Source organism: Mesorhizobium jarvisii (assembly GCF_003601985.1).
GTDB classification, from domain to species: Bacteria; Pseudomonadota; Alphaproteobacteria; order Rhizobiales; family Rhizobiaceae; genus Mesorhizobium; species Mesorhizobium jarvisii.
The window spans coordinates 606,613-630,289 of the sequence record NZ_QZXA01000001.1; the positions used below are offsets into that span (position 1 = coordinate 606,613).

Below are 23,677 nucleotides of genomic sequence, written 5' to 3' on the forward strand. Positions count from 1 at the left end.
TTTCGCCTCATCGCAAATCCTCTTCTTCGCCCAAAATTCGAAATCAAGAAGAAGTTCGAAATCAGGAAGACAAGAGTGCCGCCCACAGAAACCAAGCCCGCGAAGAAGACCGGCGTCAAGGTCCCGCACACGATGACGGAAAGGCTGCTGATCCTGCTTTCGCGCTATCGCGAGGCCAGCATCGCCGTCGTCGCCATCGTGCTGGTCATCTATTTCCAGTTCGGCAGCGATGGCGGCTTCCTGTCGCCGCAATTCATGAGCGTGGTGCTGCGCGACACCGGCCGGCTCGGCCTGATCGCCGCGGCGGAAGTCATGCTGATGATCACCGGCGAGATCGACCTGTCGCTCAGCGCCATCTTCTCGATCGCCCCCTATGTCATGGCTCTGCTGTCGGTCACCTATGGCGTGCCGCTCGCCGTGGGTGCGCTGATCGGCGTGCTGATCGGCATATTGGTCGGCGCCATCAACGGCATCATCACCGTGCGCTTCAAGGTGCCGTCGCTGATCACCACCGTCGGCATGCTGTTCTTCCTGCAAGGCATCGTCGTCTCAATCTACAACAGCCAGCCGATCGTGGCGCCGGTCGAGCAACCCTTCAACGCCATCTTCGGACAGAGCCTCTACCAGCCATCGGATGCGCTCTTGTCCTGGCATGGCATCACCGCCTTCACGCCCTTCCTGTGGGCGGCGGTGCTGGTGCTGGTGCTGGCGCTGGTTCTGAACCGCACCACCTTCGGTCTGCACACCATCGCGACGGGCTCCAACATCATCGGCGCGCGTGAGATCGGCGTGCGCACCGACCGCATGAAGATCTACAATTTCATGATCGCCGGCGGCTTCGCCGCCTTCGCCGGCATCATCAACACCGCGCAGTTCACCTCGGCTGATCCGCAGGCCGGCAGCCCGTTCCTCACCCCGCAGGCGATCGCCGCGGCGGTCATCGGCGGCACCTCGCTGCTGGGCGGCTCCGGCACGGTCATCGGTGCGCTGATCGGCGCCTTTGTCGTCGCCTCGCTCAACAACGGCCTGGTGATGATCGGCGCGCAGGCCACCGTATCCGACATCTATCTCGGCGCCGCCATCATCGCCGCCATGATCCTCTCAATCCAGGTCGACCGCCTGCGCACACGGAGGCGCGTATGAACACGCAAGATATTCCACCCCTCAGCAAGGATTCGCCCGTCGTGCTGGAGATGTCCAACATCTCCAAGAGTTTCGGCGCGGTCACCGCCCTCGTCGACGTCTCGATAAAATTGCGCCAGGGTGAAGTCCTGGCGCTGGTCGGCGACAATGGCGCCGGTAAATCGACGCTGATCAAGATCCTGTCCGGCTTCCACCAGCCCGATACCGGCACGATCGTCTCGCAAGGTAAGGAGGTGCGTTTCGCCTCGCCGCGCGATGCGCGCGCCCAAGGCATCGAAACCGTCTATCAGGACCTGGCTCTGATCGGCGACCTCAGCGTCTTCCACAATATGTTTCTGGGCCGCGAGTACCACAAGCGCTTCCTTGGCCTGAACCTGCTGGACAACAGGAAGATGCGCGAACAGGCGCAGCTCTATCTCGATACGCTCGGCATCTCGATCCCCAGCGTCAACAGCACAGTCGATCTCCTGTCGGGCGGGCAGCGCCAGTGCATCGCGGTCGCCCGCTCGATCTATTCGTCACCGAAGATCCTGGTGCTTGACGAACCGCTGGCGGCACTGGGCGTGCGCGAGAGCGCGCATGTGCTGGGGCTTATCCAGAATTTGCGCCAGCAGCGCCAGGTCTCGGTGATCCTGATCGTCCATAACTACAACCAGATTTTCGAAGTCTGCGACCGCATCAACTTCCTGCATTCGGGCGAGGTCGCGCTGGACGCGTCCACCGCCGACACCAGCGAGGAGGAGCTGATCCGCATCGTCAAATCGGGCCTCGGCCGCAAGGCGATCGACGCCGCCGCGGCTGAAGTACGGCCGGGCCTCGTATGAACCTGCCTCGCGGCTGAACCAATCCCCGCCGGCCCGACCACCATCGGCCCGGCCCCTCGCACGGAGTATTCGTTTTGACATTCTCACCCACCGAACTGACCAGATCCCTTGGCCGCGGGCTGCTGTCCTTTCCGCTGACCTTCTTCGATGATGACGGCGGCTTCAACGAGGACGGCTACCGCGCCCATGTCGCCAGCCAAGGCGCTGCCGGCGCCAGCGGGCTTTTCGCCGCCGGCGGTACCGGCGAATTCTTTTCGCTGACGCTCGAGGAATACAAGCGTGTTGTGCGGGCGGCATCGGACGAAGTGCCCGATACGATGCCGCTGCTGGCCGGTGTCGGTTACGGCACGCATATGGCGGTGGAGTTTGCCAAGGCCGCCGAGGCCAATGGCGCCGACGGGTTGCTGGTGCTGCCCCCCTATCTGGTCAAGTCGGAGCAGGAGGGCCTGCGCCGGCACCTGACCGCCATCTGCCGCTCGGTCGGCATCGGCGTGATCGCCTATAACAGGGACAATGCCATTCTGACACCCGAGACGCTCGAGCGTGTGGCTCAGGATTGCCCTAATTTGATCGGCTTCAAGGACGGCGTCGGCGACATCGAGTTACTCACCGCCACGCGCTACCGAATGGGCGACCGGCTGGTCTTTATCGGCGGCATGCCGACGGCCGAGGTCCATGCGAGTGCGGCGGCCGCCATCGGCATGACGACCTATTCGTCGGCCATCTACAATTTCGCGCCCGCGATAGCGCTGCGCTTCTTCAATGCGCTGCGCGCCGGCCACAAGACGGAAGTCGACGACCTCATCCGCTCGTTCTTCCTGCCCTACCTCGCCATCCGCAACCGACGCGCCGGCTATGCCGTGTCGATCGTCAAGGCCGGTGCGCGCATCGCCGGCATCGATTGCGGCCCGGTCAGGTCGCCGCTTCTCGACCTGACTGATGATGAGGAGCGGCAGCTCGCTGATCTCATGCAGTCCTGCGAGATGCCGGTCGCGGAGCTGGCGTAGGACGGGATGATTTGCTGGAGTGGATCGAAGACCCGAGTTGACGGCGCGCTACGATCGGGCCGAACCGTCGACCATGCGGCGATAGCGTTCCCGGCCAGCCTCCAGATGCTCGCGCAACGTGAAGCGGGCGGCTTCGACATTCTGCCGCTCGATGGCCTGATAGATGCGGCGGTGCTCCATCTGGACCTGTTCCAGATAGTGCCGCCGCTGCTCCGGCGTTTCGTCGCGCGGACGCATCAGCTGGCGTGGAATGACGACGGGGCCGAGAAAATGCATGAAGCGTTCGAAATAGGGATTGCCGGTGGCCGAGGCGATCGCCCGATGGAAGGCAAAATCCGGCTCGATGGCGCTCTCTCCCGCCGCGATCGAGGCATCGATGGCGTCGAGGCAGTCGCGCATGCGGGCAAGGTCGTCGTCGCTGCGTTTCTCGGCGGCGATTCCGGCGGCTTCCTGTTCCACCGCCAGCCGGAGCTGCAGCACGTTCTGGACTTCGGTCAGCGAGTGCAGCTCGTCGGAGACGATGCGAAACGTGGTGTTGGCCTGATGGTCGGCGACGAACACGCCAGAACCCTGGCGGCTGACGACGAGCCCTTCCGATCGAAGAGAAGCCATGGCTTCTCGGATCACCGTGCGGCTGACACCGAATTGCGCGATCAATTCCTGCTCGGTCGGCAGTTTCTCGCCGCTCGTCATATGGCCGGCACGTATTTCGCGCGCAAACCAGTCCGCAACCTGCGCCGTGCGGCTGATCTGCGGGGGAAGGCCAAAGGAACGTTTCATCGCCACCAAGCAATAAACGAACCGCCGTCCTTGGCAACCGATTATTTATACGGTGATATGATGACATTTGCGGAATGCTCGCCACGACCAGTCTTCATTCGCCCTGCCATATCAGCGCGAACATGTCCGCGGTCTCAGCGAAAGGACTGGATGTGATGCTGACCGACAAACCGGTCCTGGTGACCGGAGCCTCCGGCACGATCGGGCGCCTGCTCTCAGTCCGGCTGGCGGCGCTGAGCTGGACCTTGCGGCTCACCGATGTCGTGCCGTTACCGATCCCGCTGCCGCCAAACGCAAGCTTCACCATCGCCGATCTCGAGGATCAGCAGGCGGTGAACGATCTGGCGGAGGGTTGCGGCCTGATCCTGCATTTCGGTGGCATCTCCACCGAGCAATCCTTCGAGACCGTGCTTGGCCCCAATTTTCGCGGCAGCTTCCACATCTACGAGGCGGCACGCAGCCGGAAGGCGCGCGTGGTCTTCCCGTCTTCGGTCCATGCGGTCGGCCTCTACGAGCGGACGCAGATCCTCGATCAAGACTGCCTGCTCAGGCCCGACGGCTATTACGGCCTGTCGAAGGCCTATGGCGAGATGCTGGCGCGGCTCTACTTCGACAAGCATGCGGTGGAAAGCGTGCTGATCCGCATCGGCTCGGTGCTGCCCGAGGTGCCGGACGAACGCATCCTGTCGACCTGGATTTCGCATGACGATTTCGTGCGGCTGATCGAGCGTTGCGCAGCGGCGGAGCGGGTCGATTGCTCCGTCATCTGGGGCCAGTCCAATAACAGCCGCGGTTTCTGGCGGCATGATGCCAGGGACAAGATCGGCTGGATCCCGCTCGACAGTTCAGACGACCAGGCCGAACGCGTGCGCGGCAAGGTGACGGACAATCCCGTGGTCGAGCGCTACCAGGGTGGCAAGTTCATCGTGGCGGACTACAGCCGCACCGACTTTCCGCCGCGTGAGATGTTTGACGACTAGGCCGTCGCCGCAGGCAGAGGGCCGCGCCCGGCGATTAGATCCGCCGCCTTCTCGGCAATCATGATGACCGCGGCGTTGGTGTTGGACGACACAATGCTTGGCATCACCGAGCTGTCGCAGACACGCAGGCCTTGCAACCCGCGCACACGAAGCTCGGGATCGACGACGCTCCCGGCATCGCCGCCCATACGGCACGAGCCGACCGGATGATAGGCGCTGCGCCCATGTTCGCGGGCGAAGGCTTCGAGTGCGGCGCGTCCCTGCATGGCCGCGCCTGGAAGATGCTCGCGGCTGATGTATTTTGAAAAAGCCGGCTGCGACAGGATCTCGCGGCTGATCTCGATGCCGTCGATGGCGCGCTCGAGATCGTAGCGCTCGGCGAAGGGGTTGGGGTCGATGACCGGCGCATTGCGCAGGTCCGCCGAGCGCAGCGTGACGCTACCGCGCGAGCGGGGGCGCACATGGTAGGAATTCAGTGTGCAGCCATTGCCGCCGGGAACCGAGCCGATGCCTTCCTCGACGCCGGCGCCGGGCAGGAAATGGAACTGGATGTCGGGCGTTTTCTGCGCGCGGTCGCCCCACCAGAAACCGCCGGCTTCGACGATGTTGGAGGCCACCGGCCCCTTGCCGAACAGCGCATATTCGAGGCCCGCGACGGCCTGCCAGCGCTTCTTCTTGTAGCGATCGATGCCATGCGGTCCGTTGAGCTCGGCGACGACGTCGACATCCATGTGATCGTGCAGGTTCTGGCCAACGCCGGCGAGATCGCGGACAACCTTGATACCGTGCGCGCCGAGATGCGCGGCCGGGCCGATGCCGGACAGCATCAGCAGTTTCGGCGAGCCGATGGCGCCGGCGGTGACGATCACCTCACGCTCGGCGCGCAAGAGTTCGGTGCGGTCCTTGACGATGACCTCGACGCCGATGGCGCGGCCGTTCTCGACGACGATGCGGCTGACCGTGGCGTCGGTGCGCAGCGTCAAATTCCGACGGCCAAGTGCGGGCTTGAGATAGGCGACGGCGGTGCTTGAGCGTTTCCCCTGACGCGTCGTCGTCTGATAGAAGCCGGTGCCTGCCTGCTCGCCAGCATTGAAATCGGCCCTGAACGGAAGACCCGCCTGCTGCGCCGCCTTAACGAACACCCGGGTCAGCGGATGAGGGGCGCCGCTGGAAACGCCGAGCGGGCCATCGATGCCGTGCTCACGACCCGCGAAGGTGTCGTTGCCCTCGGAGCGGATGAAGTAGGGCAGCACCTCGGCGTAGCTCCATCCCGTACAGTCATCATCAGCCGCCCAGCCGTCGTAATCCTGCGGGCAACCGCGCGTGAACACCTGGGCATTGATCGAGGAGCCACCCCCCAGCACGCGCGCCTGCGGATAGACCATGGTGCGGCCGTCGATCGCCTTGCCGGGGGCGGTATCATAGCCCCAGATCAGCGGCCCCGACGTCATCTTGAAGAAGCCGACCGGCAGATGGATGTAGCGATCGGTGTCAGGCGGGCCGGCTTCGAGCAAGGTGACGGAAACGTCCGGATCCTCGCTCAGCCTGGCGGCCAGAATGCAGCCGGCCGAGCCACCGCCGACGATGATGTAGTCAGACATTCTCACTCCCTTGGCAGCGCGAAATCATCGCCCTGCTCTGCTCTGCGCAACGATCTCAAGTCGCTTGTGCCGCGTCAAGAGAAAGGGTATGGTTATCGTGTTGAAGGGTTGTCGTACAAGTGGAGGAGCTTGGCAATCCATCGATCGGAGGCCCGGCCGCGCTCCCCGCGCATGCCGCCGGGCGGGAAACAGATTTCAATCGGGAGGTTTGAATATGAAGGACAGGACAGATCTTACGCTTTCGGTCAGCCGCCGGACGCTGATGATGGGCGCCACCGCCGGCGTGGCGGCGCTCGCCATGCCGAGGGTCTTACGCGCCCAGGAAAAGCCGACGCTGGTGACGTCGATCCGCTCGCTCTCAAACCCCTATCACGCAGTGTGGAAGACCGGGGCCGAGGCCTACGCCAAATGGGCCGGGCTCGAACATGTCACGCTGGTCTCGGAAGGCAACAGCGAGAAAGGCATCGCCGACATCAAGGCGATGCTGGCAAAGACTGGCGGCAACATGGTGCTCAATTCCGATCCCAACGACACGCCGGATGCGCGCCCTATCGTCGAAGCCTGCGCCAAGGCCGGCGCCTATGTCGTGACGCAGTGGAACAAGCCGGCGGATCTGCATCCGAAGGACTTCAACCCGAACTATGTCTCGCACATCGAGTTCGACGGCATCGCAAGCGGCAAGACCATTGCCGAGATCCTGTTCAAGACCATCGGCGGCAAGGGCGGCATCGTCGCGCTCGGCGGCCTGATCTCGACCACGGCGGCGATCGAACGCAAGAAGGGCCTCGACGCGGCGCTGGCCGCCAATCCTGACATCAAGCTGCTCGACTTCCAGGTCGCCAACTGGAAATCGACCGAGGCCTTCGACCTGATGGGCAACCTGCTCACCCGCTTCGGCGACGACATCAAGGGCATCTGGGCCGCCAATGACGACATGGGCTCCGGCGCGCTCGAAGCGCTGCGCGCCGAAAACCTCGCTGGCAAGGTGCCGATCGTCGGCGTCGACGGCATCAAGACGGCGGTTGATGCGGTGCGCACCGGCGAATTCGCCTGCACCGTCACCTCCGATCCGTTCTGGCAAGGCGGCATGGGTCTCGCCATCGGCTACAACGCAAAGATCGGCAAGTTCGATCCGACCAAGGAACCGCCGGAACACCGTGAATTCTACGGCAAGGCGGTGCTGATCTCGCACGACAATGTCGAGGAATATTACAAGACCAATGTCGACGCCAAACCGGAGATCGACTGGAACGATCTGTGGGGCCGGGTGACCGGAGCCATCCGCACCTGACCGCCGGGCGGGCCGCTGCTCCCTGGCGGCCCGCTCCCCTTTTCAGCAGACGGGAAGCGGTTTCTTGACAATCCATACAGAACCCCTGAAGTCCGTTTCGGACATCGAGCGGACAACGCTTATGACATTGATCCCCGGCCGTATCGCCGCTGTGTTCGGTGGCAGGCGCTGGCGCAGCCTGGCGCCGCTGGCGGTACTGATCGTGCTCTGCGTACTGATCGCCATCGCCAATCCCAACTTCATCGAACTGCGCAATCTGGTGCGGCTTGCCAACTCGGCCGCCGTGCCGCTGACGCTGGCGATGGGGCTGACCTTCATCATCCTGATGGGCAGCATCGACCTCTCGGTCGAGGGCACCCTGTCGGTGTCGGCCATGGTTGTGGTGCTGCTCGCCGCCAATGACGCGAACGGCAACGATTATGGCTGGTGGGCGGTGGTCGCCGCCGTGGTCGCCGGCACCGCAATGGGTTTCGTCAGCGGGCTCATCCAGACCATGCTGCGCATCCCCTCCTTCATGGCGACGCTCGGTATGTGGTTCATCGGCCTTGGCCTGTCGGTCTATATGCTGAGCGGCTCGGCGATCCGGCTCAACGACGCCTCGATCCGCGACCTGGCATTGCACCGTTTCCTTGGCTTGCCAGTGGCGGTCTGGGTCGCGTTCGGGGCTTTCCTGCTCGCCGCAATCATCCAGTATCACACCAAGCTCGGCCGCCACATATTGGCGATCGGCGGTGACGAGGATGTGGCCAAGCTCTCCGGAGTGAACGTGACCCGCGTGCGCATCACCGCCTTTGCGCTCGCCGGTTTCTTCTTCGGCGTATCAGGCGTACTTGCCGCCGCGCAGCTTGGCCAATCGCATGCGGTCATCGGCGACGGCAGGCTGTTTGCTGCGGTCACAGCCGTCGTCGTCGGCGGTACGGCGCTGACCGGCGGCGAAGGCGGCGTCGTCAACACGCTGATCGGCGTCTTGATCGTCACCGTGCTTGCCAACGGCATGATCCTGCTCGGCATCTCGCCCTATATCCAGCAGACGGTACAGGGGCTGATGATCATCGCCGCGGTAGCGCTGTCGCTCGACCGTGTGCGCCTCAGGATCGTCAAGTGAGCGCCATGCTGAACGCGTCCGGCATCATCAAGAACTTTCCCGGCGTCCAGGCGCTGCGCAATGTCTCGATCGAAGTGCGGCCCAACGAAGTGGTCGGCCTGATCGGCGAGAACGGCGCCGGCAAATCGACGCTGATGCGCGTGCTGGCCGGCAGCTACCGGCCTGACGGCGGCAGCCTGACGCTGGACGGCGAACAGCTTCGCATGCGCAGCCCACGCGACGCGGCCAGGCATGGCATCGGCATGGTGTTCCAGGAACAGTCGCTGGTGCTCAATCTGACGGTCGCCGAAAACATCTATCTCGGCGAGGAAGACCGCTTCACTCGCTTCGGCCTCGTCAACTGGCGCGCCATGAACGCGGCGGCGCGCCGCCAGTTGGCCAAGATCGGCATCGACATCGATGTCACGGCGCGCACCTCCGAACTCACCTTCGCGGCGCGCCAGATGGTCGAGCTGGCCAAGGCGCTAACCTTGGAGGAAGTGGTCGAACGGCAGTTGCTCATCCTGCTCGACGAACCGACCTCGGTGCTCAACGCCGCCGATATCGAGGTGCTGTTCGCGCGCGTGCGTTCGCTCAAATCGCGCGCCAGCTTCGTCTTCGTCTCGCACCGTCTTGACGAGGTGCTGGCGATTTCCGACCGCGTCTACACGATGAAGGACGGCGCGGTCGTTGCCAAACACCGCGCGGCCGAGGTCACGGCGCCGGAGCTGCACGAGATCATGGTCGGGCGCGGCCTGCAGGCGGAATATTACCGCGAGGCCCGCCAGCTTGCGCCGCGCGACACGGTCATGGTCGAGGCCAAGGGATTGGGCGCCAACGGCGCCTATCACGGCGTCGACCTCAATATCAGGGCCGGCGAGATCGTCGGCATTGCCGGCGTCGTCGGCTCCGGCCGCGAGGAGGTCACGCGCACCATAGGCGGCTTCCTGCAGCATGATGCCGGCGAGATGAAGATCGCCGGCGACATGGTGCGCTTCGCCTCACCGGAACCGGCGGTGCGCAAGGGTATCGGCTATGTGCCGCGCGAGCGCAGGCTCGAAGGGCTGGTGATGTTCTTGTCGATCGCGGAAAACATCTCGCTCGCCGATCTCTCCAGCGTCATGCGCCATGGCGCCATCGACTATGGCAAGGAGCGCCGGCTGGCCGCCGACTGGATCAAACGGCTGCGCATCAAGGCGCCCGGCCCCGATGCAGCCTGCCGCAAGCTCAGCGGCGGCAACCAGCAGAAGGTGGTGCTGGCGCGCTGGATGACGGCCGGCTCGCGCATCCTGGTGCTCGACCACCCGACGCGCGGCCTCGATGTCGGCGCCAAGGAGGAAGTCTACGAACTGGTGCGCGATCTCTCCGCGCAAGGCGTGGCGATCCTTTTGATCTCCGACACGCTGGAAGAGACGATCGGCCTGTCGCACCAGGTGCTGGTGATGCGCGACGGCGAGATCACCGCGCGCTTCGACGCCAGCCCGGGCAAGAAGCCGAACCAGGTCGATTTGCTGCGAGCAATGGTGTGAGCCGATGAACGAAACGTCCATCCGACAGATGTTCGAAGGCAAATGGACGCAAGGCGCCATTCCGCTGGTCCTGCTTGTCGCGCTTCTGCTGATCATCGAGATCGCCGCGCCCGGCTTCCTGACCGGCGAGACCGTGTCGCTGCTGTTTGCCAACACCGCCGTACTGTTCATCCTGGCGACCGGCGTCACCTTCGCCATCCTGCTCGGCGGCATCGACCTGTCGATCCAGGCCGTGGCCTCGCTGGCCAGCGTCATCCTGGCGCAATTGCTGCCCTCGCTCGGCCTTGCCGCCTTCCCGGTGGCGATCCTGTCGGGCCTTGCCTTCGGCACGCTGAGCGGCATCGTCCATGTCAAGCTGCGCGTCCCGTCCTTCGTGGCGACGCTCGCCACCGGCGGCGTGGTGACCGGCCTGGCGCTCTGGGTCTCCAACGGCCGCGCCATCACCATTGAGGAAGGTGGCCGAGAAAACACCGCCTGGATCAACGCCGCGGTTGCCGGCGTGCCCGTGGTGGTGCTGATTTCGGCGGTCATCGGCATCGCCGCCTTTCTGGCGCTCCGCTACACGCGTTTTGGCCGCCAGGCGATCGCGGTCGGCGCCGGCGAGCCGGCCGCATGGGCGGCAGGCATCAATGTCGACCGCACCAAGATCATCGCTTTCGCCGCTTCCGGCATGCTGGCCGCTGTCGCCGGCGTGGTGCTGGCAGCACGGCTGTCGAGCGGCTCGCCGGTGCTTGCCAACCAGCTTTTGCTGCCGGCCATCGCCGCCGTCATCGTCGGCGGCACCGCGATCACCGGCGGGCTGGGCGGTGTTGCCCGCACGGCAGTCGGCGCGCTGATCATCTCGATCGTGCGCATCGGCATGACCTTTGTCGGCGTCAACATCTTCCTGGAAAACATGGTGTTCGGCGCGGTGCTCATCGCCGCCGTCGCCATCACCATCGACCGCAGCAAGATCGCGGTCATCAAGTGACAGATCGATCCGCACCGCCTCCCAAGCCAGCGCGGACAGGACGGGGTCGCATCACAAGCCCGATGCGACCCCGCTTGCTCGGGTCACATCGTGTCGAGGCCGATCAACTCGATCTTGTAGCCGTCCGGGTCTTCGACGAAGGCGATGTGCGTGGTGCCGTGCTGCATCGGCCCGGGCTTGCGCGGGATCTTGGCGCCGCGCTTTTCGAGCTCGGCGCAGACGGCGTAGATGTCGTTGACGCCGAGCGCCAGGTGGCCGAAGCCGGTGCCGATCTCATAGGGCTCTTCCCTGCCCCAGTTCAAAGTCAGCTCGACGACGGCCTCCTTGTCTTCCGGCCCATAGCCGACAAAGGCGTTGGTGAACTTGCCGCCGGGATAGTCGTCACGGCGCAGCAAGGTCATGCCGAGAACCTCAGTGTAGAAGGCGATCGACTTGTCGAGGTCGAGCACCCTGATCATGGTGTGCATATAGCGAAAGCCCGGGGCGTCGCTCATTGGGAAAGTCCTCCGAATTCAGGGATTTGCTGGTCTGACCATCCACATCAAACAGCTGGTTGGAACATGACCTCGCTTGATGTTCTAAATCAGGGTTGTATGATAACACGACAAGAACGGTGGTTGTCCAGTCGTTTTCCCCAGGGGTGCAGAGTCAATTCATGAATGCCGTGCCGCCCTCCTCCGCATCGCTGATCGCAGCCCTTGCCGGCGTGCTGCCTGATGGCGGGCTGCTGACGGCGGACGAGGACCTGGCGCGCTACAGCCGCGACTGGTCCGGCGACCATTTCGGCCGGCCGCTGGCGGTGGCGCGGCCGTCCACGGTCGAGGAGATGTCGGCGCTGATGCGGTTCTGCCATGCCGAGCGCATTGCGGTCGTGCCGCAAGGCGGCCTGACCGGCCTCGTGGGTGCCGCGGTGGCTGCCGATGGCGGTGAGATCGTCATCTCATTGGAGCGCATGAACCGGATCCGCTCGATCAGCCCGATCGACTTCGCCATGGTGGTCGAGGCCGGCTGCATCCTCGAGGACGCCAAGCGCGCGGCGGAAGAGAACGACTGCCTGCTGCCGATCACCTTCGGCGCGCAAGGAAGCTGCCGCATCGGCGGCAACGTCGCCACCAATGCCGGCGGCTTCAACGTGCTGCGCTACGGCATGACGCGCGACCTGGTGCTCGGGCTCGAAGTGGTGCTGGCCGACGGCCGCATCTGGAACGGGCTGAAGGTGCTGCGCAAGGACAATCGCGGCTACGACCTCAAGCAGATCTTCATCGGCTCGGAAGGCACGCTCGGCATCGTCACCGCGGCCGCGCTGAAGCTGTTTCCCAAGCCGACGCAGATCGAGACCGCACTGGTCGGCCTGCGCTCCGTCGAGGACGCGATGGCGCTCTATGCCCGCGCCCGGCGCGATTGCAGCGACCTTCTTACCGCCTTCGAGCTGATCCTGCGCGGCGGCATCGAGATCACCATGCGCGAGGGCAAGGATTTTGCCGACCCGCTCGACAAGCCCTACCCGGCCTATGTGCTGATCGAGGTTTCCTCCGGCGGGCTGATCGACCTGTCCGCCATGCTGCTGGGGTTCCTCGACGGCGCCGCCGATATCGTCGAGGACGGCCTCGTCGCATCGACGCGGGCGCAAGGCGAGCGCCTGTGGCTCTACCGCGAGATCATGGTCGAGCGGCAGGGCCGCGGCGGCCGCTATCTGCGCACCGACGTTTCGGTGCCGATCTCGAAGCTCGCCGATTTCGTCACCGACGCGCTCTTCGAATTGCAGCGGGCGCGCCCGGACGCGCTGGCCGTCACCTACGGCCATGTCGGCGACGGCAACATCCATCTCAATGTGGTGCCACCGGAAGGCATGGGCGCGGACGCGATCGAGCATCTGTTCGAGGAGGCGGAAGCCGAGATCTTCGCCGTCGTCGACCGCTATGGCGGCTCGATCAGCGCCGAGCATGGCATCGGCCGGGTCAAGCAGAAGGCGTTCCTCGAACGCATCGATCCGGTGACGCTCGACCTTGCCGCGGGCATCAAGGACGCGTTCGATCCCAGCCATATCCTGAGCAATGGCCGCATTCTGGCGTCCACATCCGCCGTCGACTATAGGTGAGTGATGACGCTGAAACTCGACAAGGTCAATCGTGGTCCACACCTCTCCACTCTGGTGGCGAGTTCCATCTCGCGCGAGATCGCGCAGGGGCGGCTGAAGCCAGGCGACCAGTTGCCGACCGAGCAGGCGCTGGCGACCACCTTCGGGGTGAGCCGCAACGTGGTGCGCGAGGCGATCGCGCGGCTGCGCTCGGAGGGCCGCATCTGGTCGCAGCAGGGACGCGGCGCCTTCGTGGTGGAGAGCACCAACCCGACGGTGCTGACCATCGACTATGAGGCGCTGCAGCGCGCCGATTCCTTCCGCAACCTGTTCGAGCTGCGCGGCATCCTCGAAGTGCAGGCGGCGGCCCTTGCCGCCAAGCGGCGCTCGGAGGCCGATCTCGCCGCGATGGGCGCCGCACTCGCCGGCATGCGCGCCGCCCCCTATGGCAGCGTCGCCTGGCTGCGCAGCGACCTCGAATTCCACCGCACCGTCGCCGAAGCGACGCGCAACAGCTATATGGGCCAGTTCCTGGTCTTCGTTTCCGAGCGCGTGCGCGAGAGCATCCTCGCCGCCGGCAACCAGCAGAAATCCGACGATATGGCCCGCATCACGCTCGGCGAACACGAGCGCATCCTGTCCGCCATCCGTGCCGGCGACGCCGAAGGCGCGCAAGCGGCCATGCGCGACCATCTGGCAGGCGCGGCGCTGCGGGTGGGATTGCATGATGGGGAGGCGGCGGAGCCGGTAGCGCCGGCGCAGGAGGTGCCGTCTCCGGTGCGGCATTCACGATTGAGGAAGGCTGTGCGCGGGCGGGCTGGGGGATAGCGGTTCGTCCTAGGCGCTATTTCGTCCGAATTTTTCGGCTAGTCGCCGGTTCGCTCTCACGGCAAAGTGTGGCCATGTGCAACCTCTATAACATCACCACATCTCAAGAGGCCATCCGCCAATGGACCCGGACTCTGCGGGACATCCTGGGCAACCTTGAGCCGTCCATCGACATCTATCCCAACCAGCCCGGCCCGGTGGTGCGCCATGAGCAAAATAGGAATGAGTTCCTCGCCAAGTCAATTCGCCCTTGACATTTATGTTCCCTTTTTGTTCACTGTGGCCATGCAGCGTTTGGAGTACTAGCCATGGACCGCATCGTGACACTGAACAGTCGCCAGGAGGCCGCTCTCCAGGCTCACGCCGAGGATTTCATCGCCGTCCACAAGGGCGATGTGATGAAGGCGCTCAAGGAAATGATCGTGCTCAACGGGCATCTTCAGGAACGGCTTGATGCACTCACCACCCCTCGCCGCGCGACACGCTAGGAGGGACCGCTATGGGCACGATGCACTTTGACGACGAAGCGAAAGCCGAGCTCCATTCGGAAGCCGTGAAGCTCATCGCGCGCTACGACAGTCCGCTTGAGACCGTGAAGGCGCTCATGGCCTATAATTGCGAGCTAGAGACCCAGATACTCGCCATCGCCCACCGGCATCCGGGGATAGTGTCAATCGGCTACGATCCTACTCCGCCCGTGCTGGGGTGATCGCTGGTAATTGGCTGCAATAATCGGCCCTGCCGTCATTCCGCCGGTGGCTCCACCAGCGACACCCCATTCAGCCCCGCGACAATATCCGACAGCGCCGGCACGAACTTTTCGCCGTGGCCGGTGGCGACCGCCGTCGCAAAACCGTTGCGCACCACGGCGCCCACCGGGTTCGCAACGCCCGCCGCCTGGGCGAACGACGCGAGATAGGTCATGTCCTTCAGCGCGTTGGCGATGGCGAAGCGTTGGGCGTTTTCGTTGCGGTTAAGGACGAAATCGAAGAAGGCCTGGTAGAAGCCGCAATCCATGCGGCTGCCTGATATGACGCTGTTGAAGACCTGTGGCGTCAGGCCAGCCTTGGCGCCCAGCGTCAGCGCTTCCGAATAGATCGCGGAATAGCCCATCGAGACGAAATTGTTGAGCAGCTTCATGGTGTGGCCGCTGCCGGTCGGGCCGGTGTGGATGATGCGCGCAGCGAAGGCTTCGAGCACCGGGCGGGCACGGGCGACGGCTTCGGCCGCGCCGCCGACCATGACGTCGAGCTTGCCTTCCGCCGCTTCCTTGGGCGTGCGCGCCAGCGGCGCGTCGATCAGCGTCACGCCAAGTGCTGCGAGTTCGGCGGCAAGTGCTGTCGTGGATGAGGGATTGGAGGTCGAGCAGTCGATGATGAGCAACGGTGTGCCGGCCGCGGCAAGGCCATTGGGGCCTTTGACCAGCATTTCCACCTCGCGCGAGCCGGTGACGCACAGAATGACGATGTCGCAGGCGGCGGCAAGGTCGCGCGGGCTTACCGCCTCGGTGGCGCCGGCAGCGATCAAGCGTTCGGCGGCGGTGCGGCTGCGGTGCACGCAAACGGTCAGCGGCCAGCCCTTGCGCAGCAGATTGTCGGCCATGCCGGCGCCCATCGCGCCCAGGCCGATGAAGCCAATGCGTTCTTTCATGCGAAACCTCCTGTACCCGCGCCGGCGGGCTCAACTTTCGTCACCTTGCGGCGGGCACCTGTCGATGCAATCTTCCGAAGCAGAATCGGCCTTTGCCGAAGAACCGGACCGGAGCCCGCGCGATGGCGGAGACCACGCTTTTCGATGCCATACCGCAGGCGCCCAACCTGCGGACCGGGCTCGTCAACACGCTGATCGCACAGATCGAGTCCGGCGACCTGGCGCCCGGCCAGAGGCTGCCGACCGAGCAGGAGATCGTCGCCGCCACCGGCGTCAGCCGCACCGTGGTGCGCGAAGCTCTCGCAGCGTTGCGCGCCCGGGGGCTGATCACCACGCGTCAGGGCCTCGGCGCCTTCGTCGCCAAGGATCCGCTGCCACGGACCTTTTCCATCCTGCCCGACGATCTCGAATCGATCGACGAGGTGCTGCGCGTGCTGGAATTGCGCATGGGCATCGAGGTCGAGGCGACCGGCCTTGCCGCCGAGCGGCGCAGCGAGGCGGCGCTGGCGCAGATGGGCTCGCGGCTGGACGCGCTGGAGGCGGCGGTGCGTGCCGGCGGATCGGGCTCGGAAGAGGATTTCGGCTTCCACCGCGCCATTCTGGCGGCGACCCAGAACCCCAATTTCACCCGGCTGTTCGACACGTTCGGCAGCGCCATGATCCCGCGCCAGTGGACGCGGCTCGACCGGATGACGGAGGCCGACCGGGAAAAATATCTCGAGCGCATGCAGCGCGAGCATCGCGCCATCCTCGCGGCGATCGAAGCCCGGGACGTCAACGCGGCGCGGCGCGCCATGCGCAGCCATCTGGCCAAGAGCTACGCCCGGTTCGAGGATCTGCGCGACAAGGCCCGCCACGACTGAGTGCTCGCTCATGCGGGTGCCCCTGCCACACCGCCGAGATAGAGTTCGCGCATCAGCGACATGTCGCGCAATTCGGCAATCGGGCCGGAGACGACGATGCGGCCGTTCTGCATGAGATAGCCGCGCGAGGCGACGGCGAGCGCCAGGCCGGCATTCTGCTCGACCAGCAGCACCGAGGCGCCGAAGCGCGCGCCGATATCCAGAATGATCGCCTTGATCTCCTTGACCAGCAGCGGCGACAGGCCGAGCGACGGTTCATCGAGCAGAAGCACGCGCGGCCGCGTCATCAGCCCCCGTGCGATCGCCAGCATCTGCTGCTGGCCGCCGCTCAGCGAGCCGCCCCGGTCGCGGCGCTTGGTGGCGAGGATCGGAAAGAAGGCAAGCATGGTCTGGAAGTCGGCCTCGACGGCCGCCTCGTCGCGGCGCGCATAGGCGCCGAGGCGCAAATTCTCCTCGACCGTCATGTCGACGAAGATTTTTCTGCCCTCCGGCACCAGCACGACGCCGCGCCTGGCCATCACATCGGCGGCGGACCCGGTGACGTCGGCGCCGTCGAAAGCGATGTTGCCGGCGCGGGGTTTGATCAGTCCGGCGATGGCCTTGAGCAAGGTCGATTTGCCGGCGCCGTTGGGCCCGAGAATGGTGACGATTTCGCCTTCGGCCAATGTCAGCGAGACGCCGCGGTTGACGATGGTCGGCCCATAGCCGGTGACGACATCGGAGACGGCGAGCAGGTTCACAGATCGCCTCCGAGGTAGACGTCCAGCACCTTGGGATCGGCAAGCACCTTTTCGGTCGGCCCGTCGGCGATCTTGGAGCCGAAGTCGAGCACGGCAAGGCGCCGGCACAGCATCTGCATCAGCTTCATGTCGTGGTCGATGACGCAGACCGTGATGCCATGGCCCGGCAACTGGCGAACAAGGCCGACAAGGGCAGAGGTTTCGCGGTCGTTGAGGCCGGCGGCCGGCTCATCGAGCAGAAGCAACGACGGCCGCGTGGCCAGCGCCAGCGCGAGGCCAAGCAGGCGCAGGCTGCCGAAGGGCAGAACGCCGGCCTTTTCGCCGCCGAGCGCGCTCAAGCCGACGAAATCGAGCAGCGCCTGCGGCGTCGGCCAGGGATTGGCGGCGCCCCCTGCCCGCCTGTGCTCGCCGGCGATCTGCACATTCTCCAGCACGCCAAGCCCGGCAAAGGCCATGGCCTGCTGGAAGGTGTAGCCGATGCCCGCCCGCGATATGGCGTGCGGCGCCAGACCGGTGATGTCGCGCCCGCGAAACAGCACCGTGCCGCCGCTTGGCTTGTGGACGCCGGTGACGACGTTGAACAGTGTGGTCTTGCCGGATCCGTTCGGGCCGACGACACCGAGGATTTCGCCCTCCTCGACGGCGAGGTCGACGCCGGCAAGAGCCGTGACGCCGCCGAACTGCTTGCCGAGGCCGCTGATCGCCAGGATCGGGCTCATTGCCGCGCCTCCGAGGGGGCGGCATCGCGCTCCGCCTCCTGTTTCGGCTTGCCCGAAAATGCCACGCGGAGTGCTCGGACGATGCCACCGATCAACCCGTCGGGCAAAAGCATGATGACCGCGATCAGGCAGACGCCGTAGACGATGCGCGACTGCACCGGATCGAGGTTGAGCACTTCCGGCAGGAAGGCGACGAGGATGCCGCCGGCCAGCGGGCCCTCGATCAGCCTTGCCCCGCCGATCATCACCATCAGCGCCAGGTAGATGCTGGGGAAAGACGAGAATTGCGAGGGCGAGATGTGGCCGAGGAAATAGGCCAACAGCACGCCGGAGATGCCGGCAAAGACGCCGCTGACGACGAAGGCGCCGATCTTGTGGCGGCCGACATTGATGCCGAGCGAGGCGGCCAGCTTTTCGTTTTCGCGGATGGCGCGCAGCGTGCGGCCATAGGAGGAATGGATGATCGCCCAGCTCGCCACCGCCGCTGCCGTGACGAAAGCCACCACCATCAAATAGTAGCGCGTCAGATCGCTCATGTCGGCGCCGAACAGGGTGACCGGACCGGCGATGTCGAGCCCCGTGGCCGCACCGGTATAGTCGCCGCCATTGGTGAGCACGATGGCGAGCAGCTGGCCGAAGGCGAAGGTCATGATGACGAAGTGATGGCCGCCGACACGCAGCGAGGGAATGCCGACGATCATGGCGAAGACGGCACTTGCCAAGGCGGCCACCGGCAGTGCCGTCCAGAAGCCGACGCCGAAGTCCCGCGCGAGGATCGCCGCCGCGTAGGCACCGACACCGACCAGCGCCGCATGCCCCATCGACAGGATGCCGGTCTGGCCGAACAGGACCGACAGGCCGTAAAGCGCGATGACGTTGGTGCCGGCCGAAATCGCCAGCGACAGGAAGCGGTTCGAGGGCGAAAACAGCGGCACCGCCGCGATCAGCGCCAGGATGACCAGCACCGGCAGGAGCGACCGCAACGCATTGCCCGTCTTCATGACGCCATCCGGGGTCCGCTGGTGCCGCCGAACAGGCCGTGCGGCCGCACGATCAGCACCAGGATCATCAGCACGAAGGAATAGGCGTCGGTCCATTGCGAGAAGCCGTAGCCGGCGCTGAAGCCTTCGACGATGCCAAGGATGAGGCCAGCGGCGACGGCGCCATAGATGTTGCCAAGCCCGCCGATCAGGGCCACGGCGAAGCCTTTCATCACCATTGTGCCGCCGGTGAACGGCGTGATGGGGAAGAGAGCGATCAGCAGCGCGCCGCCGAGCCCGGCCAGCGCACTGCCGAGCACGAAGACGCCAGTGATGTAGCGGCGCACCGGAATGCCCATCAGGGCGGCGGTGTCGCGGTCCTCGACGCTGGCGCGCAGGGCGCGGCCATAGCGGCTGGCGGTGATCATGCGGAAGCTCAGCGCCACCACGGCAATGGTGATCAGAATGACCATGACGCGGACCGATGCGATGCGCACGCCGCCGACCTCCCACACCGTGGTCAGCGGCCGCGGAATGCTCTTCTGGTTGGGATTCCAGAACAGCACGACCACATGCTGCAGCACGACGATGAGGCCGAGCGAAACGATGAAGCCGTTGGTCGGCCGCTCCAGCGTGAAGCGGAACAGGCCGCGCTCGAGGATATAGCCCATCAGCCCGACCGCCAGGATCGCCAGCACCACAGCAATGGGGAAACCGAGGCCGGCGCTGACGGCGAGCCAGGTGACGATGCCGCCGATCATCAGGAATTCGCCATGGGCGAAATTGATGATGCCGGTCAGGCCGAAGATCAGTGTCACGCCGATAGCGATGAGCGTGATGACGCTGGCGATGGAAAGGCCGTTGAGGATTTGCTGGATGAAAATATCCACGGCGATCGAGACCTGTCTTGAAAAAAGGGAGTTGGCGGCTGATGCCGCCGCCAACCCTGGGATTAGGGGCTTAGCTCTTCGGCGCTTCGGCCGGCGGCTGCTGCATGGCGCAGGAGATGGCCCCGCCAGGTGCCGCGGCGCAGACTTCCGTTGCATGGGTGACCTGATGCGTCGGATTGAACGTCAGATCATCCGAGACGACGCCCTGGTGGTGGAGGTTGAGCAGCGCCTCGACCGTCTTGTCCGGATCGAAGCTGTCGGCCTTCTGCCAGGCTTCGACGAGGAAGTGCACATAGTCATGGTAGAGCAGCGACACCGACGAGGTCACGCCGTGCGGGGCGCCGGCGGCGAAGTAGGCATCGAAATAGGCCTTGGCCTTCGGGTTGGAGGACTCGCCCCAGCACACCGGCACGCAGCTCATCGCCACCGGTACGTCAGCCGAAAGCTGCTTTTCCTTCCAGATGCCGGGGTCGACGCCGAACAGGAAGTAGCTCTTAGCGGCGCCCAGTTCGAGCGCCTGCGGCAGTGCCGTCAGTGTTGAATCGCCATTGTACCAAAAGTGGATGATATCAGGATTGAGGCTCTTGGCCCGGGTCAGGAAGGGCGAGAAGTCGGTCGTGTCCGGCGGATAGAAGATGATGTCCGGGACATCCTGCCCTTCGGCCTTCAGCGCCTTGTAGTAGTAGGACGACAGGAACTGGCCGGTGGCATCGTTGCCGACGATCATCACCGACTTCTTCGGCTTGAAGCCAAGCAGCGGTTCGAGCAGGGACAGCACGCCGCGCGCGGTCGATCCGGAGCGCTGGAACTCCTGCGGTTCGGACTGGAAGAGATAGTGATCCTCGCCGCCCGGCTTGACGCTGTCGGGGTTGAGGATTTTCGCCAGCGTCGAATTTCCGGCGAAATGGATGATCTTGGCCGGCTGCGTGATCTTGGCCATGGCCAGCGTAAAGTCATGCGTTTCCGAGCCGAAGATCGCCTGCACCTTGACGTCGCGCACCAGTTCCTGGGTGGCGGCGATCGCGGTGGCGATATCGGTGCGGTCGTCGCGCTTGACCATTTCGAGCTTGTAGGTCTTGCCGCCGACCTTGAAGCCGCCGGCATCGTTGATCTGCTTGACGGCAAGGCCGACGCCCGCCGGCAAGGTATGGCCGGCGGACACGAACGAGCCCGATTCCGCCGCGACGACGCCGATCTTGACGATGTTGTCCTCGGCAAACGCCGGATGAGCGAACGCACCAAGGCACAAGGCCGCCGAGGCGGCCAGTTTAAGCACGGTTTTCAATTTGAGATCCTCCCGACTCCAAATCATTGCAGTCTTACCGGGTTGTCATACAACCCTGTAATCTGGTAAATCTTACGGACGGGGATGTCAATCGCATTGCCATGCGATAAGGCTGCCCGAAAATCAGAATCGCAGAGCCGGAATTGCCGGCGAAGCCGCAGTCAGGAACAGCAAGATGCAATCACGGAAATTCGGCCGCACCGGCAGATCAGTCAGCGAGATCGGCTTTGGCGCCTGGGCGATCGGCGCCGCCTGGGGCGAGGTCAATGACGACGATGCGGTCGCCGCCTTGCACGCGGCACTCGACGCCGGCGTCACCTTCCTCGACACCGCCGATGTCTATGGCGATGGCCGCTCGGAGAAGCTGATCGCCAGGGTGATGAAGGAGCGCGGCGGCGAGCGGCCGTTCATCGCCACCAAGGCCGGACGGCGGCTGCCGAAGCAGACCGTCGAAGGCTACAGCCTGGAAAACCTGACCGGCTGGATCGACCGCAGCCTGAAATATTTGGAGACCGACACGCTCGACCTGGTGCAGTTGCACTGCCCGCCGACCGACCTCTATTACCACCCGGAAGTGTTCGAGCGCCTCGACCGGCTCGTCGAGCAAGGCAAGATTCGCAATTACGGCGTCAGCGTCGAGCGTGTCGAGGAGGCCCTGAAGGCGATCCAGTATCCCAGCGTCGTCAGCGTGCAGATCATCTTCAACGCCTTCCGCCAGCGCCCGGCGGAACTTTTCTTCGCCGAGGCGAAGAAGAACGATGTGGCTGTTATCGCCCGCGTGCCGCTGGCCAGCGGTCTGCTGTCGGGCAAGTTCAAGGCCGACAGCAAATTCGAGCCCACCGACCATCGCCTGTTCAACCGCAACGGCGAAGCCTTCGATGTCGGCGAGACGTTTTCGGGCGTGCCCTATGAGGTTGGGCTCGCGGCGGTCGAGAAGATCCGGCCGCTGGTTTCGGGCGACGCGACGATGGCGAAATTCGCGCTGCGCTGGATCCTGATGTTCGACGCGGTGAGCGTGGTCATTCCCGGCGCCCGCAATCCGGCGCAGGCGCGTTCCAATGCCGAAGCGGCGGTGCTTGCGCCATTGTCCGATGATCTTATGGGCAAGGTGAAGGCCATATACGACCAGGACATCAGACCCTACGTGCACCAGCGCTGGTGATCGTCGACGCCATCGAGCCGGCCGCCCTTCCATCTGCCTCCGACGCCTCCCGTCACAATTCGCGAGAAGCCACCGCTACCTGATTTGACCGTCACGGCAGTCGGTCGGCGCGCCGGTGGGCGGCTCGGCGAAACCGATAGATGCCCGGAGTTATGACCGGAGCGGAATGGTCGGGCCGAGCGTAGCGCCTTGACCGAACGCATCTATTGCGTTCGGTGCCGGTATGGCCTCGCGTGATTGCGAGATAGCGATGGCATTGAGCGCAGTTTGCTACTTTATTATGCCGATCTTCCTGCGATCGATGGTGACGAAGACGGCACAAACCAGAACGGTCCCCTTGACGATATTCTGGAGGTACGGATCGACGCCGGCCATATTCATTCCATTCGACAGAAGCGTGATTATCAGAACGCCCAGCATGGTACCGACAACACTGCCGACACCTCCGGTCAACGGTGTTCCGCCGACCACCACCGCGGCTATGACGTCCAGCTCCAGCCCCTCCCCGAGTTGAGCGGTGGCGGCCATGGCGCGCGCGCCTTGCAGCAGGCCGGCAATGCCGCACAGGGCCCCGAGAAGCACATACATATAGATTTTCACGCGTGCGACCTGAATGCCCGTTAAAATGGCGACGCGTTCCCCACCGCCTATGGCGCGAACCTCGCGCCCGAACACAGTCCTGTTGATAATGCCATACGCGACAACCATCAGCACCAGGCCAATGATCACGGAATGCGGAATGCCCAAAGTCCGGTTGGTATAGACATTCAGGAATTGCTCGTCCTCGATCGAGACAGGAGCACCGCGTGTGAAAAGCAGCACGATGCCGCGATAGACCACCATCGCGCCCATGGTTGCGATGAAGGACGGCACCTTGCCTTTGGCCAGGAGAACGCCATTGACCAGTCCGGCAGCAGCACCGACAGCAATGGCGGGAATGATCGCCGCGGCGCCGAGGCTGTCAGCTGTCAACGCGGTTGCCAATGCCGCGAGCGCAACAATTGAACCGACCGAAAGATCGATTGAACCGGCCATGATGACGAAGGTCATGCCGAGCGCAGCAACTAGCAGCACCGTGCCCTGCTGAAGCACAATGAGAAAGTTGCTGAAGGTCAGGAAGCGTGGCGAGGCTATCGAGAAGGTCACAATGAGCAAGACAAGCATGGCAAGTGGAAAGCCGCGTTTGACGACTTCGAACCGGCTGGCATTGACGCCAGGTTCCCCGGTTGCGTTCGGTGTTTTGGTGGCGATCGAGGTCACGTTCGTTTCCATGG

General features: G+C 64.4%; 25 protein-coding genes. 15 read left to right on the plus strand and 10 right to left on the minus strand.

Annotation, left to right across the window (positions count from 1 at the left end; translation table 11 throughout):
• The first annotated feature begins 75 nt into the window (after positions 1–75).
• The 3 genes from D3242_RS02945 (at position 76) to kdgD (ending at position 2,974) form a co-directional block, all read left to right on the plus strand.
• Complete coding sequence (locus D3242_RS02945) at positions 76–1,143, plus strand: ABC transporter permease (RefSeq protein WP_081296039.1); 1,068 nt, start codon at positions 76–78, stop codon at positions 1,141–1,143.
• Positions 1,140–1,967 (plus strand): ATP-binding cassette domain-containing protein, encoded by an 828-nt coding sequence (locus tag D3242_RS02950; protein ID WP_019856623.1) that lies wholly within the window; start codon positions 1,140–1,142, stop codon positions 1,965–1,967. Before D3242_RS02945 ends, D3242_RS02950 begins: the two co-directional genes overlap by 4 nt.
• Before the next feature lie 74 nt (positions 1,968–2,041).
• Entirely contained in the window at positions 2,042–2,974 is a 933-nt protein-coding gene (gene kdgD / locus D3242_RS02955) for a 5-dehydro-4-deoxyglucarate dehydratase (RefSeq protein ID WP_064983446.1), read from the plus strand.
• A 48-nt stretch (positions 2,975–3,022) separates the two neighbouring features.
• Here kdgD and D3242_RS02960 read toward each other — a convergent pair whose 3' ends face one another.
• Positions 3,023–3,754: a FadR/GntR family transcriptional regulator gene (locus tag D3242_RS02960; protein WP_019856621.1), complete on the minus strand. Its 732-nt coding sequence runs from the start codon at positions 3,752–3,754 to the stop codon at positions 3,023–3,025.
• A 155-nt stretch (positions 3,755–3,909) separates the two neighbouring features.
• On the opposite strand from D3242_RS02960, the gene D3242_RS02965 reads away from it, so the two are divergent.
• A complete protein-coding gene (locus tag D3242_RS02965) occupies positions 3,910–4,734 on the plus strand; it encodes an NAD-dependent epimerase/dehydratase family protein (RefSeq protein WP_223217779.1) in 825 nt (274 codons plus the stop codon).
• Here D3242_RS02965 and D3242_RS02970 read toward each other — a convergent pair.
• Entirely contained in the window at positions 4,731–6,335 is a 1,605-nt protein-coding gene (locus D3242_RS02970) for a GMC family oxidoreductase (RefSeq protein WP_064983448.1), read from the minus strand. The genes D3242_RS02965 and D3242_RS02970 overlap by 4 nt on opposite strands.
• Before the next feature lie 214 nt (positions 6,336–6,549).
• On the opposite strand from D3242_RS02970, the gene D3242_RS02975 reads away from it, so the two are divergent.
• The 4 genes from D3242_RS02975 to D3242_RS02990 all read left to right on the plus strand — a co-directional run bounded on the left by D3242_RS02975 (position 6,550) and on the right by D3242_RS02990 (position 11,209).
• Entirely contained in the window at positions 6,550–7,626 is a 1,077-nt protein-coding gene (locus D3242_RS02975) for a sugar ABC transporter substrate-binding protein (RefSeq protein WP_019856618.1), read from the plus strand.
• Between the two features lie 121 nt (positions 7,627–7,747).
• A complete protein-coding gene (locus tag D3242_RS02980) occupies positions 7,748–8,731 on the plus strand; it encodes an ABC transporter permease (RefSeq protein ID WP_064983450.1) in 984 nt (327 codons plus the stop codon).
• Positions 8,732–8,736: 5 nt separating this feature from the next.
• The gene (locus tag D3242_RS02985) at positions 8,737–10,239 is read left to right on the plus strand and encodes a sugar ABC transporter ATP-binding protein (protein ID WP_064983452.1); all 1,503 of its coding nucleotides are present in this window, start codon (positions 8,737–8,739) and stop codon (positions 10,237–10,239) included.
• 4 nt (positions 10,240–10,243) lie between these two features.
• Positions 10,244–11,209: an ABC transporter permease gene (locus D3242_RS02990; protein WP_064983454.1), complete on the plus strand. Its 966-nt coding sequence runs from the start codon at positions 10,244–10,246 to the stop codon at positions 11,207–11,209.
• Between the two features lie 83 nt (positions 11,210–11,292).
• On the opposite strand, the gene gloA is transcribed toward D3242_RS02990, so the two are convergent.
• Positions 11,293–11,703 carry a lactoylglutathione lyase gene (gene gloA, locus D3242_RS02995; protein ID WP_019856614.1) on the minus strand — a complete coding sequence of 137 codons (411 nt, stop codon included), beginning with the start codon at positions 11,701–11,703 and terminating at the stop codon, positions 11,293–11,295.
• Positions 11,704–11,864: 161 nt separating this feature from the next.
• Here gloA and D3242_RS03000 point away from each other — a divergent pair, with 161 nt between their 5' ends.
• From D3242_RS03000 to D3242_RS03020, 5 genes are all read left to right on the plus strand, one after another.
• The gene (locus tag D3242_RS03000; protein ID WP_019856613.1) at positions 11,865–13,307 is read left to right on the plus strand and encodes an FAD-binding oxidoreductase; all 1,443 of its coding nucleotides are present in this window, start codon (positions 11,865–11,867) and stop codon (positions 13,305–13,307) included.
• A 3-nt stretch (positions 13,308–13,310) separates the two neighbouring features.
• Positions 13,311–14,114 (plus strand): FadR/GntR family transcriptional regulator, encoded by an 804-nt coding sequence (locus D3242_RS03005; protein WP_019856612.1) that lies wholly within the window; start codon positions 13,311–13,313, stop codon positions 14,112–14,114.
• A gap of 74 nt (positions 14,115–14,188) precedes the next feature.
• Complete coding sequence (locus D3242_RS03010) at positions 14,189–14,368, plus strand: SOS response-associated peptidase family protein (protein ID WP_019856611.1); 180 nt, start codon at positions 14,189–14,191, stop codon at positions 14,366–14,368.
• Positions 14,369–14,422: 54 nt separating this feature from the next.
• Complete coding sequence (locus D3242_RS03015) at positions 14,423–14,602, plus strand: hypothetical protein (protein ID WP_019856610.1); 180 nt, start codon at positions 14,423–14,425, stop codon at positions 14,600–14,602.
• 11 nt (positions 14,603–14,613) lie between these two features.
• On the plus strand, positions 14,614–14,823 hold the full coding sequence (locus D3242_RS03020; RefSeq protein ID WP_020628784.1) for a hypothetical protein: 210 nt from the start codon (positions 14,614–14,616) through the stop codon (positions 14,821–14,823).
• Positions 14,824–14,858: 35 nt separating this feature from the next.
• Here D3242_RS03020 and D3242_RS03025 read toward each other — a convergent pair whose 3' ends face one another.
• A complete protein-coding gene (locus D3242_RS03025; protein ID WP_064983456.1) occupies positions 14,859–15,764 on the minus strand; it encodes an NAD(P)-dependent oxidoreductase in 906 nt (301 codons plus the stop codon).
• A gap of 122 nt (positions 15,765–15,886) precedes the next feature.
• On the opposite strand from D3242_RS03025, the gene D3242_RS03030 reads away from it, so the two are divergent.
• Positions 15,887–16,627 carry a FadR/GntR family transcriptional regulator gene (locus D3242_RS03030; protein ID WP_019856607.1) on the plus strand — a complete coding sequence of 247 codons (741 nt, stop codon included), beginning with the start codon at positions 15,887–15,889 and terminating at the stop codon, positions 16,625–16,627.
• Between the two features lie 8 nt (positions 16,628–16,635).
• Here D3242_RS03030 and D3242_RS03035 read toward each other — a convergent pair whose 3' ends face one another.
• The 5 genes from D3242_RS03035 to D3242_RS03055 form a co-directional block, all read right to left on the minus strand.
• Positions 16,636–17,367 carry an ABC transporter ATP-binding protein gene (locus tag D3242_RS03035; protein WP_019856606.1) on the minus strand — a complete coding sequence of 244 codons (732 nt, stop codon included), beginning with the start codon at positions 17,365–17,367 and terminating at the stop codon, positions 16,636–16,638.
• Positions 17,364–18,086 carry an ABC transporter ATP-binding protein gene (locus D3242_RS03040; RefSeq protein WP_019856605.1) on the minus strand — a complete coding sequence of 241 codons (723 nt, stop codon included), beginning with the start codon at positions 18,084–18,086 and terminating at the stop codon, positions 17,364–17,366. Before D3242_RS03040 ends, D3242_RS03035 begins: the two co-directional genes overlap by 4 nt.
• Positions 18,083–19,087 carry a branched-chain amino acid ABC transporter permease gene (locus D3242_RS03045; protein WP_064983458.1) on the minus strand — a complete coding sequence of 335 codons (1,005 nt, stop codon included), beginning with the start codon at positions 19,085–19,087 and terminating at the stop codon, positions 18,083–18,085. Before D3242_RS03045 ends, D3242_RS03040 begins: the two co-directional genes overlap by 4 nt.
• Positions 19,084–19,956 (minus strand): branched-chain amino acid ABC transporter permease, encoded by an 873-nt coding sequence (locus D3242_RS03050; protein WP_019856603.1) that lies wholly within the window; start codon positions 19,954–19,956, stop codon positions 19,084–19,086. The genes D3242_RS03045 and D3242_RS03050 overlap by 4 nt, the downstream gene beginning before the upstream one ends.
• A gap of 70 nt (positions 19,957–20,026) precedes the next feature.
• On the minus strand, positions 20,027–21,232 hold the full coding sequence (locus D3242_RS03055) for an ABC transporter substrate-binding protein (RefSeq protein WP_223217943.1): 1,206 nt from the start codon (positions 21,230–21,232) through the stop codon (positions 20,027–20,029).
• 184 nt (positions 21,233–21,416) lie between these two features.
• Here D3242_RS03055 and D3242_RS03060 point away from each other — a divergent pair, with 184 nt between their 5' ends.
• Positions 21,417–22,403: an aldo/keto reductase gene (locus D3242_RS03060; protein WP_019856601.1), complete on the plus strand. Its 987-nt coding sequence runs from the start codon at positions 21,417–21,419 to the stop codon at positions 22,401–22,403.
• 270 nt (positions 22,404–22,673) lie between these two features.
• Here D3242_RS03060 and D3242_RS03065 read toward each other — a convergent pair whose 3' ends face one another.
• On the minus strand, positions 22,674–23,663 hold the full coding sequence (locus D3242_RS03065; RefSeq protein WP_167470408.1) for an ABC transporter permease: 990 nt from the start codon (positions 23,661–23,663) through the stop codon (positions 22,674–22,676).
• Positions 23,664–23,677 lie beyond the last annotated feature (14 nt).

Excerpts from the sequence above, each read along its gene's own strand:
- D3242_RS02950 (WP_019856623.1), top strand. The coding sequence starts at position 1,140 with ATGAACACGCAAGATATTCCACCCCTCAGCAAGGATTCGCCCGTCGTG.
- D3242_RS02960 (WP_019856621.1), bottom strand. The coding sequence starts at position 3,754 with ATGAAACGTTCCTTTGGCCTTCCCCCGCAGATCAGCCGCACGGCGCAG.
- D3242_RS02965 (WP_223217779.1), top strand. The coding sequence starts at position 3,910 with ATGCTGACCGACAAACCGGTCCTGGTGACCGGAGCCTCCGGCACGATC.
- D3242_RS02970 (WP_064983448.1), bottom strand. The coding sequence starts at position 6,335 with ATGTCTGACTACATCATCGTCGGCGGTGGCTCGGCCGGCTGCATTCTG.
- D3242_RS02975 (WP_019856618.1), top strand. The coding sequence starts at position 6,550 with ATGAAGGACAGGACAGATCTTACGCTTTCGGTCAGCCGCCGGACGCTG.
- D3242_RS02980 (WP_064983450.1), top strand. The coding sequence starts at position 7,748 with ATGACATTGATCCCCGGCCGTATCGCCGCTGTGTTCGGTGGCAGGCGC.
- D3242_RS02985 (WP_064983452.1), top strand. The coding sequence starts at position 8,737 with ATGCTGAACGCGTCCGGCATCATCAAGAACTTTCCCGGCGTCCAGGCG.
- D3242_RS02990 (WP_064983454.1), top strand. The coding sequence starts at position 10,244 with ATGAACGAAACGTCCATCCGACAGATGTTCGAAGGCAAATGGACGCAA.
- gloA (WP_019856614.1), bottom strand. The coding sequence starts at position 11,703 with ATGAGCGACGCCCCGGGCTTTCGCTATATGCACACCATGATCAGGGTG.
- D3242_RS03000 (WP_019856613.1), top strand. The coding sequence starts at position 11,865 with ATGAATGCCGTGCCGCCCTCCTCCGCATCGCTGATCGCAGCCCTTGCC.
- D3242_RS03005 (WP_019856612.1), top strand. The coding sequence starts at position 13,311 with ATGACGCTGAAACTCGACAAGGTCAATCGTGGTCCACACCTCTCCACT.
- D3242_RS03010 (WP_019856611.1), top strand. The coding sequence starts at position 14,189 with ATGTGCAACCTCTATAACATCACCACATCTCAAGAGGCCATCCGCCAA.
- D3242_RS03015 (WP_019856610.1), top strand. The coding sequence starts at position 14,423 with ATGGACCGCATCGTGACACTGAACAGTCGCCAGGAGGCCGCTCTCCAG.
- D3242_RS03020 (WP_020628784.1), top strand. The coding sequence starts at position 14,614 with ATGGGCACGATGCACTTTGACGACGAAGCGAAAGCCGAGCTCCATTCG.
- D3242_RS03025 (WP_064983456.1), bottom strand. The coding sequence starts at position 15,764 with ATGAAAGAACGCATTGGCTTCATCGGCCTGGGCGCGATGGGCGCCGGC.
- D3242_RS03030 (WP_019856607.1), top strand. The coding sequence starts at position 15,887 with ATGGCGGAGACCACGCTTTTCGATGCCATACCGCAGGCGCCCAACCTG.
- D3242_RS03040 (WP_019856605.1), bottom strand. The coding sequence starts at position 18,086 with ATGAGCCCGATCCTGGCGATCAGCGGCCTCGGCAAGCAGTTCGGCGGC.
- D3242_RS03045 (WP_064983458.1), bottom strand. The coding sequence starts at position 19,087 with ATGAAGACGGGCAATGCGTTGCGGTCGCTCCTGCCGGTGCTGGTCATC.
- D3242_RS03060 (WP_019856601.1), top strand. The coding sequence starts at position 21,417 with ATGCAATCACGGAAATTCGGCCGCACCGGCAGATCAGTCAGCGAGATC.